The organism is Actinoplanes sp. NPDC051851 (assembly GCF_040681165.1).
GTDB lineage: Bacteria > Actinomycetota > Actinomycetes > Mycobacteriales > Micromonosporaceae > Actinoplanes.
The window spans coordinates 1-15,678 of record NZ_JBFAYF010000043.1 but is presented as its reverse complement, the minus strand read 5'-3'; the positions used below and the strand labels follow the sequence as shown (position 1 = coordinate 15,678).

The 15,678-nt window shown below is 71.5% G+C and carries 12 protein-coding genes; 8 read left to right on the top strand and 4 right to left on the bottom strand.

Translation table 11 applies throughout. The annotated features are described in order from the left end of the window. The first annotated feature begins 2 nt into the window (after window positions 1-2). From AB0M08_RS32480 to AB0M08_RS32465, 4 genes are all read left to right on the top strand, one after another. Window positions 3-1,298: an O-acetylhomoserine aminocarboxypropyltransferase/cysteine synthase family protein gene (locus AB0M08_RS32480; protein WP_364501605.1), complete on the top strand. Its 1,296-nt coding sequence runs from the start codon at window positions 3-5 to the stop codon at window positions 1,296-1,298. Continuing rightward, window positions 1,295-1,777 carry a CoA-binding protein gene (locus tag AB0M08_RS32475; RefSeq protein ID WP_364501602.1) on the top strand — a complete coding sequence of 161 codons (483 nt, stop codon included), beginning with the start codon at window positions 1,295-1,297 and terminating at the stop codon, window positions 1,775-1,777. Before AB0M08_RS32480 ends, AB0M08_RS32475 begins: the two co-directional genes overlap by 4 nt. Continuing rightward, entirely contained in the window at window positions 1,774-2,583 is an 810-nt protein-coding gene (locus tag AB0M08_RS32470) for an alpha/beta hydrolase (RefSeq protein ID WP_364501599.1), read from the top strand. The genes AB0M08_RS32475 and AB0M08_RS32470 overlap by 4 nt, the downstream gene beginning before the upstream one ends. A gap of 179 nt (window positions 2,584-2,762) precedes the next feature. Further along, window positions 2,763-2,876, top strand: a complete 114-nt coding sequence (locus AB0M08_RS32465) for a PLP-dependent transferase (protein ID WP_364501596.1) — start codon at window positions 2,763-2,765, stop codon at window positions 2,874-2,876. 86 nt (window positions 2,877-2,962) lie between these two features. Here the strand turns inward: AB0M08_RS32465 and AB0M08_RS32460 are convergent, their stop codons facing one another. Together AB0M08_RS32460 and AB0M08_RS32455 are read right to left on the bottom strand one after the other, a co-directional pair. After that, a complete protein-coding gene (locus AB0M08_RS32460) occupies window positions 2,963-6,157 on the bottom strand; it encodes a hypothetical protein (protein ID WP_364501593.1) in 3,195 nt (1,064 codons plus the stop codon). Window positions 6,158-6,718: 561 nt separating this feature from the next. Next, on the bottom strand, window positions 6,719-7,567 hold the full coding sequence (locus tag AB0M08_RS32455; RefSeq protein ID WP_364501590.1) for a cutinase family protein: 849 nt from the start codon (window positions 7,565-7,567) through the stop codon (window positions 6,719-6,721). A gap of 115 nt (window positions 7,568-7,682) precedes the next feature. Between AB0M08_RS32455 and AB0M08_RS32450 the strand changes: the two genes are divergently transcribed. The 4 genes from AB0M08_RS32450 (at window position 7,683) to AB0M08_RS32435 (ending at window position 12,872) form a co-directional block, all read left to right on the top strand. Next, window positions 7,683-8,837, top strand: coding sequence for a sensor domain-containing protein (locus AB0M08_RS32450; protein ID WP_364501587.1), 1,155 nt, complete (start codon window positions 7,683-7,685; stop codon window positions 8,835-8,837). Beyond that, on the top strand, window positions 8,825-9,484 hold the full coding sequence (locus tag AB0M08_RS32445) for a response regulator transcription factor (protein WP_364501584.1): 660 nt from the start codon (window positions 8,825-8,827) through the stop codon (window positions 9,482-9,484). Before AB0M08_RS32450 ends, AB0M08_RS32445 begins: the two co-directional genes overlap by 13 nt. Before the next feature lie 119 nt (window positions 9,485-9,603). Then, entirely contained in the window at window positions 9,604-10,383 is a 780-nt protein-coding gene (locus AB0M08_RS32440) for an ABC transporter ATP-binding protein (protein WP_364501581.1), read from the top strand. Then, window positions 10,380-12,872 carry an FtsX-like permease family protein gene (locus AB0M08_RS32435; RefSeq protein ID WP_364501578.1) on the top strand — a complete coding sequence of 831 codons (2,493 nt, stop codon included), beginning with the start codon at window positions 10,380-10,382 and terminating at the stop codon, window positions 12,870-12,872. Before AB0M08_RS32440 ends, AB0M08_RS32435 begins: the two co-directional genes overlap by 4 nt. A 372-nt stretch (window positions 12,873-13,244) precedes the next feature. Here the strand turns inward: AB0M08_RS32435 and AB0M08_RS32430 are convergent, their stop codons facing one another. Continuing rightward, complete coding sequence (locus tag AB0M08_RS32430; RefSeq protein WP_364501575.1) at window positions 13,245-13,976, bottom strand: L-type lectin-domain containing protein; 732 nt, start codon at window positions 13,974-13,976, stop codon at window positions 13,245-13,247. Window positions 13,977-14,098: 122 nt separating this feature from the next. Next, on the bottom strand, window positions 14,099-15,469 hold the full coding sequence (locus AB0M08_RS32425) for an FAD-linked oxidase C-terminal domain-containing protein (protein ID WP_364501572.1): 1,371 nt from the start codon (window positions 15,467-15,469) through the stop codon (window positions 14,099-14,101). Window positions 15,470-15,678 lie beyond the last annotated feature (209 nt).

The window sequence follows — 15,678 nt, the reverse complement described above, 5'->3', positions numbered from 1 at the left end:
CGGTGAGCGACGACCACGAGTTCGGCTTCGAGACCCGGCAACTGCACGCCGGGCAGCGTCCCGAGCCGAACACCGGCGCCCGCGCGGTGCCGATCTTCCAGACCACCAGCTACGTCTTCGAGGACCCGGAGTCGGCGGCCGCGTACTTCAACCTCCAGGAGTACGGCAACACCTACTCCCGGATCATGAACCCGACCGTCGCGGTCTTCGAGGAGCGGATCGCGAACCTGGAGGGCGGCGCCGGCGGGGTGGCGTTCGCCAGCGGGATCGCCGCGCAGGCCGCCGCGTTCTTCACCCTGCTGCAGCCCGGAGACCACGTGGTCGCCTCGTCCGCGCTCTACGGCGGCACGGTCAACCAACTCAAACACCTGTTCCGCAAGATGACCGTGGACCTGACCTGGGTCGATCCGGACGATCCCGAAGCGTGGCGGAGAGCGGTCCGGCCGGCCACCAAGGCGTTCTTCGGCGAGACGATCGGCAACCCGGCCGGGAACGTCCTGGACATCGAGACGGTCGCCGGGATCGCCCACGAGCACGAGATCCCGCTGATCGTGGACAACACGTTCGCGACGCCGTACCTGTGCCGGCCGATCGAGTGGGGCGCCGACATCGTGGTGCACTCGGCGACCAAGTTCATCGGCGGGCACGGGACCAGCATCGGCGGCGTGGTCACCGAGGCCGGCACGTTCGACTGGTCCAACGGGCGCTTCCCGGTGATCGCCGAGCCCTCCCCGGCGTACCACGGTCTGACGTTCCACGAGACCTTCGGAACGTACGGCTATCTCATGAAGCTGCGCGCCGAGACCCTGCGTGACCTCGGCGGAACCCTGGCGCCGCTGAACGCGTTCCTCCTCCTGCAGGGCCTCGAAACGCTGTCGCTGCGGATGGAGCGGCACGTCGCGAACGCCCGCCGGGTCGCCGCGTTCCTCGACGCGCACCCGCGCGCCACCAACGTGACCTATCCCGGACTGCCCGGCGGAAAGTACGGTCCGCTCGTCGAGAAGTATCTGCCGCTCGGCCCGGGCGCCGTCTTCACGTTCGACGTCGAGGGTGTGGACGGTGGGCGCGAGGCGGGGCAGGATCTGATCCGCGGCGTCACGCTCTGGTCGCATCTGGCCAACGTCGGCGACGCGAAGAGCCTGATCATCCACCCGGCCAGCACCACGCACCGGCAGCTCAGCGACGACGAACTGCGCGCCGCGGGCGTCGGCCCGGGCACGGTGCGCCTGTCGGTGGGCACCGAGAGCGCCGACGATCTGATCTGGGACCTGGAACGAGCCTTGGAGGGCCGCCGATGAGCTGGGTGGAGGAGTACCAGGACACCAGCACGATCCAGCGTGTCCTCCATACCGCGCGTACCGTCGCGGTCGTCGGGCTCTCCGCCAACGAGCTGCGGGCCAGCCACTTCGTCGGGTACTACCTCCAGCGGCACGGCTACCGGATCATCCCGGTCAACCCGCGGGAGACCGAGATCCTCGGCGAGCGCAGCTATCCGAGCCTGACCGAGGTGCCCGAGCCGGTCGACGTGGTCGACGTGTTCCGGGCGCCTGACGCGCTGCCGGGGATCGCGCGCGAGGCGGTGGCGATCGGCGTGGGTTCGCTCTGGTGCCAGTTCGGCGTGATCAACGAGGAGGGCACCCGGATCGCGGTCGACGGCGGGCTCTCGGTGGTCGTCGACCGGTGCCTCAAGATCGAACACGCCCGCTTCCTCGGCCGGATGCACTGGCTCGGCTTCAACACCCAGCGGATCACCTCCGTACGAGAAGGATTGCAATGACTGTCACCACCGCCGACGGCCTGATCAACGCGCTCGTCTGGGGCGACGCGCCCGAGGTGACGTTCCTGCACGGTGGCGGGCTGAACGCGCACACCTGGGACGCCACCATCGAGGCGCTGGGCCGTCCGGCGCTGGCGCTGGATCTGCCCGGGCACGGCGACTCGGCCTGGCGCGACGACTTCGACTACGCCCCGGCGACGATCGCGCCGGCCGTCGCCACCGCGATCGGTGAGCTGGCCGGTGGCCGTCCGCAGGTGCTGGTCGGGCAGTCGCTCGGCGGGCTGACCGCGATCGCCGTCGCCGGGCTGCGGCCGGACCTGGTCACCGGGCTGGTGATCGTGGACGTCTCGCCGGGTATCCGGGAGCAGGACGCCCAGCAGGTGCGCTCGTTCCTCTCCGGGCCGCTGGTCTTCTCCTCGCGCGAGGAGATCTCCGCGCTCGCGGTGGCGACCGGCATCGCGAAGCCGGGACCGGCGCTCGAGCGCGGCGTGTACTACAACACCCGGATCCGCGAGGATGGCAAAGTGATCTTCAAGCACCACTTCGGCAGCGCCCCCGCGGACGCCGCCGAGCGGTTGCCGCGCGACTTCACCGGGCTCTGGCCCGCACTGGAGAGGACGACCGTGCCGGTGCTGCTGGTCCGGGCGACCAACGGCTACCTGCCGCCCGAGGTGGTCGCCGAGTTCGCCGAGCGGGTGCCGTCCGCACGCATCGAAGAGATCGATTCCGTGCACAACGTGCAGGAGCAGTGCCCCGCTGAGCTGGCAACTCTCGTCGACGCGTTCGTCGGTAGCCACCAGATATAACCCACAAACACTATAGGGGCAGTGAAATTTTTGGTCCGATGACAAGCTCCGGCTGGGGGTTCGACACCTCCAAGTGCACGCCGGCGCCGCGCCCGATCCGGCCACCGGCGCCCGCGCGACCCCGATCTCCGCGACCGCCGGCGTACCGCTGATCGTGGACAACTGACCCGGAGCAGCTGGTGGCGAGCGGGATCTCGCCCGGCCTGATCCGCCTCTCCGCCGGCATCGAGGACGTACAGGACCTCATCGCCGACCTCACCCTCGGTTTCGCAGCAGTCGGAGCAATCTCATGAATGACAGCACCGGCCTCTCCCTGGTTCAGAAGTCGCGACGGCGGGTCTCTTCCGAACGACCTACACCGAACGACGCTGCGCGAGCGCTACGGGTTACCGCGACCGCCGTACCCTTCCGCCGGGTAGCCGGTCGACCACGTCCGCAGCGAGACGTCGTCGCTGGTCGCCAACTCGTCGCCGTCCGGGCTGATCGCGATGACCCTGATCGGCCTCATGTGCCCGTACAGGATGGGGCCGATCGAGTGGCCGGTGCTCGTCGACCACCGATGGAGGGCGCCGTCACCACCGGCGGCGATGACGACGCTGCCGTCCGGGCTGAACTTCACGACGCTCTCGCTGACTCCCCAGCTGTCCGGGCCGGCGAGATCAGTGGTCCACCGGGACGTCCCGTCCCTGGTCTGATAGACCTCGATCCGGTAGTCGTCCCTCACCACGCACCACCGCCCGTCCGGGCTGAGCGCGATGTCCTGGATGGAGGCGAATCTGCCGGTCTCCCTGTCGAGGGTGACCGGCCCCAGCGGACCGAACACCGTTCCGCTGGAATTCGACACCACCGCGGTCGTTCGTCCGTCGCCGCTGATGGCGACGGCGTCGACACGGCCTTCGAGGTTTCGGGTCGTGCAACCCCGCCGGAGACCGAACCGGCACACGAGCAGTTGATCATCTTGGATCAATGCCGCGACAGCGGTCCTCTCGTCGCTGATGTCGGCATCGCTCAGGCGTGCCACCGTATCCGCTCCGATCCGCTGGGAGTCGACGATGCGGCCGTTCCGGCTGTTCCACATCGCCGCCCGCCCGTCCGGCGTGAACCCGAGGACGTACGCCCCATGGGCCGCGAGACCCTCGAGGAACCGCACCTCGTCGGAGAGGCGGACCATCCGTGGGCTTCCGCCCCGTGGCCAGATGCGAACGCCCTGCTCGACCAGGCCGACGATCTCCCGTCCGTCCGGGCTGAACGAGAGGTCACCAGAGCCCATCCGGACCGGGACGGACATCCGGCTGGCGTCGTGTGGCACGGCGAGTACAGCGACCGCCAGGCTCACGATCGTCACACCGACGATGCTGGTACGGCGGATCGTTGTCCGGGTCCGGGTCGGCTCGCGTCGCGGTCCGGCCGCCGGTTGACGCGTGGCGAGCCGCTGCTGCAGCCGGGCGTGGGCGAACTGGTAGACGCCGCCGGACTGCCGTAGGAGACCCGCGGCGCGCGCGTCGCTGAGAAACGCCATGAGACGCAGCGGGATCCGGCCACCGGCCGCGAGGACCCCGCGCGTGACGAGGAAGCGGAACCACGCCGTGGCGATCAGGCTCAGCAACGCGTAGACCCCGCCGCCGAGCGCGAAATAGAGGGCTCTCGTGTCCGCGGTCGCCTCGAGCAGTTCGTAGGTCGGTCCCGCCCACCTGATCCGGTCGGGGACTCCCAGTGTGCTCGGCCAGCCCGCACGCAGCTCGAAGAGAAGAGAGGCCACGGCGAACGCGAGCGCGATGGCGACCAGCAGCAGGGCGCCGAACACCGTGCCGGTGATCGCGGAGCCGACCAGGGACGCCGTCCGGTCGCTGCGGAGCGTCGCCGAGGGCCCGGCCCGTCCGGATTGGCCCGGTGCGGAGGTCAGCCAGCTCTGCAGCGCGAAGACGACGCCGAAGAGGAGAACGATCGTGGGCAGGAGGAACAGGACACACAGATAGTCGCGCCAACTCGCCAGGCCATGCGGGGACGCCGCCGTCGCGAGGCCGGCGGCGACGAGCACCGGGATCGCGATCATCCCGGACAGGGCGGTGCCCAGGCCGAAGCCACGGGCGAGACGGCGGAGCGAACCCCGGCGGGCCGGTGCCAGCCGACCGGGCGTCCGGCCGGTGGAGGCGTACCACACCGCGCCGGTCAGGGCACCGGACGGAACGGCGAACATCAGGACCACGTACAGAATGATGTCCATCCTGGTCGCGGCGGCGAGAGGCCCCCACATCACGCCGAAGACGATGAGCGCGGGGCCCAGGGCCACGGCCGTACCGGCCCAGCGGGGTAGCAGCCGGTCGGCCATGCGCCACCAGGCCAGGTCCCGCTCGCCGTGGCGGTGCAGGTAGCGCGCCAGGTAGGTCAGCCAGTGGGATGTCCGTGCCGGGTTCCAGGTCCAGCGGTGTCCGTCGCCGCCCGGGGTGGTCGCGGCGATCAGGAAACGGTCGAGGAGATGGTCCTCGACGGCGAAGCGGCTGTCGAAGAGGTTCCGGTCGAGTAGTTCCGATGGATGGTCGCCGGTCCGGGCGTAGACCCGGCGGGCGATCGAGACCATCAGCGGTGTGCTCAGCGCGGTTCGCAGTGGGCCCTCGTCGCCGGCCCGCATCGCGGCGAGCACCGGTGCCCAGCTCACCCGCTCCGGCCAGTCGATCGCGCCGAGATAGGTGGCGATGTCGTCCACGGCCAGGCGGGACACCTCGACCACCGGGGTCCGTCGCAGGGTCGGCGCACCACCGGCGATGACGTCGGTGTACTCGGCCGACCGGCAGGTGACCACGATGGGGCGGTCGGCGCCGATCGCGCGGTTGATCGCCCGTACCGCGCTCTGGCGGGACGACTCCGGGATCTCGTCCAGCCCGTCGACGATCGGCAGCAGCAGTCCCCGGCCGAGTAGTTTGCGGGGCAGCCGTTCCACGCCGTCGTAGTAGGTCTGCGCGACCACCCGGACGATCCAGTCGTCCATCGAGTCGGCGACCGGGTCCCAGGTCGACGCGGTGAGCAGGACCGGCACCGCGGTACGCCCGCCGGTGTCGCGCAGGCCCAGGAGCCCGACGGTCAGCAGCATCGCCAGTACGGTCTTGCCCGCGCCCGGCTCGCCCAGGATGACCATCCGGTTGAGGGGTACGGCCTGGAATCCCCGCGCCAGCTGTTGGACGACCGTGGCGAAGTCACCCGCCATCCGGCCGTCCAGCCGGAGCCTCGCGTGCTCGCCGGCGCATCCCGGGTCGCTCACCCCGGTGTGGACCGTGGACCAGGAGAGCGGGAGGACGCCCGGCTGCCGAAGACCCCGCGCCGCCACCTCGTCGAGCCACTCGGCCTCGACGGTCGCCGCGAGGTCGTCGGCGATCGCTGCGACGGGCGGTTCGGCGGGCGCCGCCGGTACCAGCGCCACGATGCTCAGCGTGAGGCTGATCAGCGCGGTGAACGGCGTCACGACACCGGCCACGTGGGTGCCGCGCTCCACGCTGTCAGCCATCGCCACGGAGAGCACGCCGAGGTAGGTCAGCACGACGCCGAGCAGCGCATCGCGAGCGAAACGACGTCGCGTCACCGATGTAGTATCGCCATAAATGTCCATTAAGCGTTAGATGACACGCTTGTCGTCAGAGGGTGATGCCGACGAGGGCGGCCGCGTTCCCCGAGGTGAACCGGGTGCGTGCGTCGTCGTTGGGCAGGTGCCTCAGGAACGTGGGGATGATCTTCGTGGCCGGCGTTCCGGGGTGTCTCGGCGGGCTTGAGTGACCTCTGGGTGCCAGCTTTCCCGGCGCGGCTGGCGTTCACGGGTCTCTCGGAGCGCCTGAGACACCCCGGAGCGCCAGCCCGCCGCTTTGACGCACCCCGGAGCGCCAGCCGACCGGTCGAGGCACTCCTCAACGCCAGCCAGGAGGGCGGGTGCGGGGGGACCAGGGGTGTGTTGGGGAGCGTCGAGGCACATCCCTCGGCGCCAGTGGAGAGTGGAGGGAAGTGCTTGTGCTCGGTGGAGCGCGGAGCGGGGTCGGTTCGGGGGGAGTGGGGGCGGGGACTGACGCGGTTGAGGGCTGGGGGGCCGCGTACGATAGGAGTGTCCGGACCGCGAGGGGAATCGCGGCCCGGACGTGACGCGGGGTGGGGGTCAGCCGCCGATCTTGGAGAGGATGAAGTCCTCGGCGTCGTTGTTGTATTTCTGGGTGTAGCTCAAGTGGACGGCTACGCTGGCGCCGCTGGCGCAGAACGTGTCGCCGGTGTCGCAGTAGGATTGGGTGCGGTCGGCGAAAGCGTCGAGGGAGGCGTCCTCGCCGCGAGCGAAGAGGCCCTTCGTGCGTGAGGTGCCGGCGTTGAAGGACTTGCCGGGGACGTATCGAGGGTCGCCCATCAGGATGACCGCGACCACCCTGTCGGTGACGTCGGTCGATACCGCGTCGGCCTGGGTGAAGCCGGTGACGCGGCCGGTGCCGGCCAGGACGTCGCCGATCACGTGGGCACCCTGGGAGTAACCCATCATCACGATCTTCGTGTTCGGGCAGTTGGCGACCTCGGTGGTGAGCTGGGAGGTGAGCTCACGGGTGCCGGCCGCCACGCTCGGTGGGTACGGGTTGAGCAGCGCCGGATAGTCCGTCGCCTCGACCGTGATGGTCTGGTCGCTCGCCCGGGTGACGGCCGTCGCCAGCGAACCGATGATGCCGGTGCCGGGCGCCTCCGTCGACGCGCGGGTGACGATGATGTGCGCATCCGGACAGTTCCCGGCGGCGTCGCCGGTCGAGGCGACGTTCGTGCGCCCGCCGATCGACGGGAAGCTCAAGCCCGGCAGGCTCGGCGTCGCGGTGGCGGCCCGGCGGGATCCGAAGCCGGGGATCGTTGCGGCGAAACTGTTCTGTACGACGAACATGGCGCCCGCCACCACGGCGGCGACGGCTCCGGCCAGTGCGATCCGCTTCCGCGGCGACGTGCGGCCGGTCGGTTTGTGGAACCTCCTCGTAGACATCGATACCCCTCTCCATGTATTCGCACTCGGTGTGCAAATATCTGCCTCCCAGTACGGGAGCAGGGTTCGCAGAGGTTGAAGATCAAAGTGATGATTTTCGGCCTACCCTTTCGGGGTGCCGTTACGGACCATTCGGCGGGGCGTCGATGCCCTGGAGATCGTCGTCAGTGGGCTCGGTACCGGGATCCTGGCCCTGGGCGTCCTGCTCTGGACGCTTCTCGTGGGCGTCGCGTGCCTGGTCGGCGTGGGTTTCCGCCTGCTGCCCACGGTGCGCCGGGCGGCGCACGCGGTGGCCGATCGGGAACGCGCCCGGCTCGCCGTCGCGGGGTCCGGCAGCGCCCGCCAGGAGATCGTCTGGCTGATTCTGCACGGCACGGTGGGCTTTCTGCTGGGCGCGGTCGGCATCACTCTTCCGGTGTACGTCGTGGAGGACGTCACCTTCCCGCTCTGGTACCGGTTCCTCGACCCGGAGCAGGGCGGTCCCGGCGTCATCTGGTGGCGCGTCGACGAACCGGCGGACGTGGCCGCGGTGGTGCTGACCGGCGTGGGCTTCGCCGTCCTGACGATCGTTCTCGGTCCGGTGCTCGCGTGGTTGCAGGCGTACCCGGGGCGCCGGCTGCTGGGCGGCTCCCTCTCCCGCCGCGTCGCCGAGCTGACCGCCACCCGCGCCGCCGCCCTGGACGCGCACGCCGCCGAGCTGCGCCGAATCGAGCGCGCCCTGCACGACGGGACGCAGAATCGCCTGGTCGCGGTCACCGTGCTGATCGGGGCGGCCCGGCGCGCGGCCGACCGCGACCCGGACGCGGCCGGCGACCTCCTGGACCGTGCGCAGGACGCCACCGAGCAGGCCCTCGCCGAGCTGCGCGGGGTTGTCCGGAGCATCCTGCCGCCGGTGCTCGACGACCGTGGCCTGGCCGGCGCGCTCGCGGGGCTGGCCGCGAGCTGCGCGGTGCCGTGCACCCTCGACGTCGACGTGCCCGGCCGCTGTGCGGTATCGGTCGAGGCGACGGCCTACTTCGTGGTCGCCGAGGCGCTGACGAACATCGCCCGGCACAGCGGCGCGACGTCGGCGACGGTGCTGGTGCGGCGCGCCGGGGACCGCCTGAGCCTGTCGATCACCGACGACGGGCGCGGCGGCGCGGCGGAGGACGGCGGGTCCGGGCTCGGCGGTATCCGGCGGCGGGTGGCGGCCTACGATGGCCGATTCCGACTGACCAGCCCACCCGGTGGGCCGACGACCATCGACGTGGAGCTGCCGTGCGGATCGTGATCGCCGAGGACGACCCCCTGCTCCGCGAGGGCCTGGCGCTGCTGCTGCGCGCGGAGGGTCTGGAGGTGGTCGCCACGGCGGGCACGCCGGACGAATTGCTGACCGCGATCGATCAGTACGAGCCGGATGTCGCGATCGTCGACGTGCGGATGCCGCCCACCCACACCGACGAGGGGGTCCGGGCGGCGGCCGAGGCACGTCGCCGGCGGCCGGGCATCGCCGTTCTCGTTCTCTCCGCGTACGTCGAACCGGCGTTCGCCACCGACCTGCTGGCACGCGGGTCCGCACGGCTCGGCTATCTGCTGAAGGAGCGGGTCGGCAGGGTGGAGGAGTTCCTCACCGCCCTGTACCGGGTGGCCGGGGGCGGTACGGCGGTCGACCCGGAGGTGGTCGCGCAGCTGCTCGCCCGCTCCCGGCCGGACGACGCGCTGGCCCCGCTCAGTCCCCGGGAGCGGGAGGTCCTCGCGCTGATGGCGGAGGGTCTGGGCAACGCCGCGATCGCCGAGAAGCTGGTGATCACCGAGGGGTCGGTGCACAAGAACATCGGGCGGATCTTCGCGAAGCTGGGCCTGGCCCCGGACGACCGCGCCGACCGGCGGGTGATCGCCGTGCTGCGCTATCTGGGGTTGACCCCCGGTCCCGGGTAGGGCCTGCCCTACCCGGATTGACCAGCCTGCCCGGTAGTCCGGCGGGCCCGTGCTGAGAAGACTTCTCGGTGCGCGCTCGTTCTCGTGAGCGCGCCGAGAAGAGGGAGAGGCACAGGCGCATGCCCGTCGACTATCAGGACGTCAGCGAGCCCGCGGTGCGGGTGCGAGGGCTCACCCGGCTCTACCCGGCGGACGGGGAGCCGGTGCGGGCGCTGGCCGGGGTGGACGCCGAGTTCGGGCGGGGGACCTTCACCGCGGTGATGGGGCCGTCCGGCTCCGGGAAGAGCACGCTGCTGCAGTGCGCGGCCGGACTGGACCGGCCCACCGGGGGCGCCGTCTGGATCGGCGGGACCGAGCTGTCCCGGCTCTCCGAGACCAAGCTGACCGAGCTGCGGCGCGGGCGGATCGGGTTCGTGTTCCAGGCGTTCAACCTGATCGGGGCGCTCACCGTCGAGGAGAACATCGTGCTCCCGCTGCGCCTCGCGGGGACCCGGCCGGATCGGGAGTGGATCGCCCGGGTGATCGAGCGGGTGGGGCTGGGGCACCGGCTGCGGCACCGGCCGTCGGCGCTCTCCGGTGGACAGCAGCAGCGGGTCGCGATCGCCCGGGCGCTCGCCTCGCGACCGGAAGTGATCTTCTGTGACGAACCGACCGGGGCGCTGGACAGCACCACCGCGGCCGAGGTGCTGGCGCTGCTGCGCGGGGTGGTCGACGAGCACGGGCAGACGGTCGTGATGGTCACCCACGACCCGGTGGCGGCCTCCTGGGCCGACCGGGTGATGGTGCTGGCGGACGGGCGGATCGTGCACGACACGCCGCAGCCCGGTGCCGAGCGGATCGCCGAGCGGCTGGCCGCCCTCGGCCGTCGTCCCGCCCCGGTCGAGGGGGCCGCGCGATGACGGCGCTGGCGATGCGGATGCTGCGGCACCGGCCCGGATCGTCCGCGGCGACGCTGCTGGCGCTCGCACTCGGCGCGCTGATCCTGACCGCGATGGGCATCCTGGTCGAATCCGGTCTGCGATATCACCCGGCGCCGGTGCGGTACGCGGCCGCCGATCTGGTCGTGGCGCGACCGGACACCACGTTCACCAGCCGGGAGTTCGACGGGGAGGTCTACGAGAGCACGGTCGCGCTGCCCGAGGGCGGGACGGTCGACGCCGCTCTGGTTGACGAGATCCGGCGGCTGCCGGGCGTCGGGAGCGTCGCCGGGGATCAGGGCGTCCCGGTCGTGACGGCGGCGGGGACGACGGCGTCCGGGCGGGGCTGGGGTAGTGCGGGGCTGACGCCCTACCGGCTGGTCGAGGGCGCGGCACCGACCGGAGACGATCAGGTCGTGCTGGACACGGCCACCGGCGCCGGACTGACCGTCGGCGGGCGGGTGGAGCTGGTCGCCGGGGGAGTGCCCCGGGCGTACACGATCAGCGGCCTCGTGACCGGGAACGGGACGGCCACGGTCTTCTGGAGCGACGCGCGGGCCGCGGCCCTGGCGCCGCACCCGGGAGCGGTGAGTGCGATCGGGGTGATCGCCCGGCCGGGCGCCGACCTCGGGCAGCTGCGCGCCGCGATCGCCCGGGTCGCGGGGGACGCCCGGGTGCTGGCCGGCGCGGAGAGCGGACTCGCCGAGCGGTCGGCGGACCGGGCGGCGGCCGCGCTGCTGGTCCAGATCGGCGGGTCGTTCGGCGGCTACGTGCTGCTGCTGATCGTCTTCGTGGTGGCCGCGACCGTGGGCCTCTCGGTCCGCCACCGCCGGCGCGACCTGGCGCTGGTCCGGGCCGTCGCGGCCACGCCCGGCCAGGTCCGCCGGATGATCATGATGGAGTCGGCGCTGGTCGGCGTGGTCGCCGGGGCGATCGGGGTGCCGTGCGGGCTGGCGGCCGCGCGGTGGCTGGCCGGGGAGCTGACCGGTCGTGGTTTCCTGCCCGCCGGGTTCCCGATGCTGCCGGGTGCGATCGCGGCACCCGCGGCCTTCGGGACCGTGCTGCTCGCGGCGGTGCTCGCCGGGCTGCTGGCCGCGCGCCGGATCGCCGGCATCAGGCCCGCCGAGGCGCTCGGCGAGGCGGCGGCCGAGCCCACCGGCGGCGGCCGGAAGCGCCTGATCGGCGGGTTCGTCGCGCTCGGCTCCGGTGCCGCGGCGGCGATCGCGGCGGTCGGTGCGAGCGGGGAGACCGCGATGGGCGCGGCCCTCGGGATGCTCTACCTGTTCGTGCTCGCCGTCGCGCTGCTGGCGCCGTGGATCAACCACGCGGCGGCCCGGTTGCTCGGGCCGGTGCTGCGCGCGGTCTTCGGGAGCAGCGGCTACCTCGCGGCGGCCAACCTGCGGGCCGGCGCGCGCGGCACGGCCACCGTGCTCACCTCGCTGGTGCTGGCGGTCGGCTTCGGCGGCTCGGTCTGGTTCCTGCAGAACAACCTGGAGCGCGCGGCGGTCACCCAGAGCCGGGAGGGGCTGCTCGCCACCCGGGCCCTGATCGCGCCCGCGGGTCTGCCCGGCTCGGCGGTGGCCGGGCTGCGGGCGGTCCCCGCGGTGCGCGCGGTCTCCCCGGTCCGGCACACCACGGTGATCGTCCCGCTGATGGGCGACGGCGAGGCGGTTGCGGCCCGGGCGGTGGACCCGGCCACGCTCGCCGCGGTGATCGACCTCGGCGTCCGCGAGGGCAGTCTCGCCGATCTGCGCGACGGGACGGCCGCGGTCTCGGCGAGCCAGGCGTCGATGTTCGGCTGGGACCTGGGCGACACGGTCGACATGCGGCTCGGTGACGGCACCGCGGTGCAGACCCGGATCGTGGCGATCTACCGGCGCGGGCTCGGGTTCGGCGACGTGGTCCTGCCGCTCGCGACGGTCGCCGGGCACACCGCGACGAACCTGGACGACGAGATCCTGATCAGCGCCCCGGCGAGCGCCGACGCCGGGCTGCGAGCGGTGGCCGCCGCGCATCCGGGCAGCACGCTCGCCGACACCGCCACGCTGACCGGTGGGCTGGCCCGGGATCTGGCGCTCAGTGCCTGGCTGAACCGGCTGCTGATCGGGGTGATGGTCGGGTACACCGTGGTCGCGGCGGCCAACACCATGGTGATGGCCGCTCTCGCCAGGCGCCGGGAGCTCGCTCTGCTGCGGCTGACCGGGGTGACGCGGCGGCAGGTTCGGCGGATGGTGAACGCGGAGCAGACCGGGCTGCTCGGCACGGCCGTGGTGCTCGGCGGGTCGATCGCGGCGCTCACGCTGAGCAGCGTGGTACGGGCGCTGACCGGGAACCCGGTGCCGTACGTGCCCGTGCTCGGCGGGGCCGCCGTGCTGGGCGGCGTCACGGTGCTGGCGCTGGCGACGACCGTGCTGCCGGTCGCCCGGCTGCTCAGGGTTCCGCCGGTCGAGCAGATCGGCGTCAAAGAATGATGAATGGGCTTATAAGAATTCTATTGTGGATGGGGTCAGTCACGTATGGGAATGCTTTCGTTGAGCTTTTTCCCAGGCTCCGCATATTGGTCGGACAATGTCGGGGAATAGCTTTCTCCCTGCAAGCGCCGCACGGCGGAGGAACAAGAGAGAGGGCATGACTCATGCCGATCAACAACATCCTTCCGAAGAAGCAGGCCGAACTGCCCCAGGCGGCTCCGAAGAAGAAGGCCCGCAAGGCCAAGAAGGTTCTGCCGGCGCCGGACCAGCAGTGGCGCTGAGCGTAGGCACGCGCTCGTAGCGGAGTGGGGGCCGGCCCTGATCACGCCGGCTCCGCTCCGGAGGCTCATCTCCACCAGGAGAGCCGGGGGCTTATCTCCACCAGGAGAGAACGTCCTGCTTGGCGGCGATGTCACCGGTTGCGCCGGTGAAGCCCATCCAGGCGGTATCCGCGCCCAGCCGTTCGCGGAGGTCGATCTCACGGTCGATGACGAGCTGGGCGGAATCGGCACCGGGGGCACCCAGATAGACCCGCAGAACGCCGGTGGGCGCGTCCCAGGCCACCCGGGCCTGGAACGGCGCGCCGAACAGTGGAATAGCGGCCTCGGTCACCGTGAGATGGCGACCGGGATCACCGTCCAACACCAGAGCGACATGATTACCATCGGGATCGTCGCCATTGCGGTGGTCGTCGAATTCGACGGCGACACTGCGATTAAGGCCACGATATCCGAGGCCGCCGCCGTGCCCGCCGAGCGCGCGCGGACCGGATTCCTGCAACACGAACGCGATCCCGTCCGCGCCGATCTGCCCGTTATGCCGGGACCCGTTATGTTGGGACCCGTTATGTTGGGACCCGTTATGTTGGAGCCCGTGGTGCAGGAGCACGTCGAACCGCGTCTCGAACGACGCGCGCAGGTCGATCCGCTCGGGAAGCCACGCCGAACCGGCCCGCCGATGATCGGCTCCGGTCAGGCGCAGGACCTGACGATGACCGGGCCCGGTCCGGACGACGACGGCGTCACCGTTGAGCGTGAGCCGGTCGACGGCGATCGGCGTGTCACCGCCGGTCGCGCCCAGCGCGGGCGCGGGCGCGGGAGCCACGAGTAGTCCGGCGGCGAGCAGGATCTTCCATGCGCTCATACCACATTGTCCCGTGGAATCCGCGGCGGCGGGCACAACCAGCGCACGACACCGCCGATGCCCACCGGACGGGGTAGCGATCCTCAGCCGATCACCTTGCCGGGGTTGAACAGGTTCAGCGGGTCGAGGGTGCGCTTCACCGCGACCTGCATCGCCTGCACGGCGGGCGACAGCTCCTGCCGCATCCCGTCGCGTTTCAGCAGGCCGACGCCGTGCTCGCCGGTGACCGTGCCGCCCATCCCGATCGCCGCGGTCAGCATCTCCTCGAACGCGCCCTGCGCCGCCCGCTTCGCCGCCTCGTCACCCGCGGGCGCCAGGATCAGCGGATGAAGATTGCCGTCCCCGGCATGCGCGATCGTCGCGATGGTCGCACCGTGTCGCGCCGCGATCTCCTCGATCAACAGCAACATCTCCGGTACGCGTGACCTGGGCACACACACGTCCTCGGTGAGCACCGGACCGAGCCGCTCCAGAGCCGGATACGCGAGCCGCCGCGCCGCGAAGAGCGCGTCCGCCTCGACCTCGTCCGTCGACTGCTCCGCCCAGAGCGCCCCGGCCGCCCCGAACACCGCGGCGACCGCGGCCGCCTCGTCGTCCCCGGCCCGCCCGGGCGTGTCCAGCTGGGCCAGCAGCAGCGCTTCCGCGTCCGCCGAGATGCCCAGGTGCTTCCACTGTTCGACGGCCCGCAGGCAGGTCCGGTCGAGCAGTTCCAGGGCGGCGGGCAGCAGCCCGGCCCGGGTGATCCCGGCGACCGCCCGGCCCGCGGCGACCAGGCTGTCGAACGCCCCGACCACGGTGCGCGGCGCTTCACGGCGGGCCGGCCGGAGCCGTACGGTGATCTCGGTGATCACCCCGAAGGTGCCCTCCGAGCCGGTGAAGAGCCCGGCCAGGTCGTACCCGCTGACGCCCTTGGTGGTCTGCCGCCCGAGCCGGACCACCGTGCCGTAACCGCCGGCCGGACCACCGACCACGGCCTCCATGCCGAGCACGTAGTCGCGGGTCACGCCGTACTTCAGGCAGCAGAGACCGCCGGCGTTGGTGGAGACGTTGCCGCCGATCGTGGACCAGGGCGCGCTGGCCGGGTCCGGCGGGTACCAGAGGCCGTGCTCGGCGACGGCCCGTTTCAGGTCGTCGTTGATCACACCGGGCTGCACGGTCGCGGTCATGTTCTCCGCGTCGATCGCGACGATCCGGTTCATCCTCGAGAGGTCGACGACCATCGCCCCGTCGACCGCGTTCGCGCCACCGGAGAGCCCGGTGCCGGCGCCGCGGGGGATGATCGGAATCCGCCGTTCGGCGCAGGCGGCCACCACCCGGCGTACGTCCTCGGTGGAGCGCGGACGCACGGCCGCAAGCGGTGTGCCGTAGGGCGCCCACTCGGCGTCATCGTGGCTCAGGCTCTCCAGGACGTCCGGATCGTCGACGACGTCCAGACCGGGCAGCACGTCCTTCACGTGAGGAACTCCAGCTTCACTTGAGGAACTCCAGCTTCATCGAGAAGCCTCCGTGGAAACCCCCGGCTTTAGCCGTGGGGAGGAATCGGATTCCCTGCGGAGCAGGTCAGGGGTAGCCCATTCGCCGTCAAGGCGGTTGGGTGTCTGGTCAGACGTTGCGCTGGTTCTCCACATATCTCTTCACGATCTCCAGGGTTGCGCCGCCGACG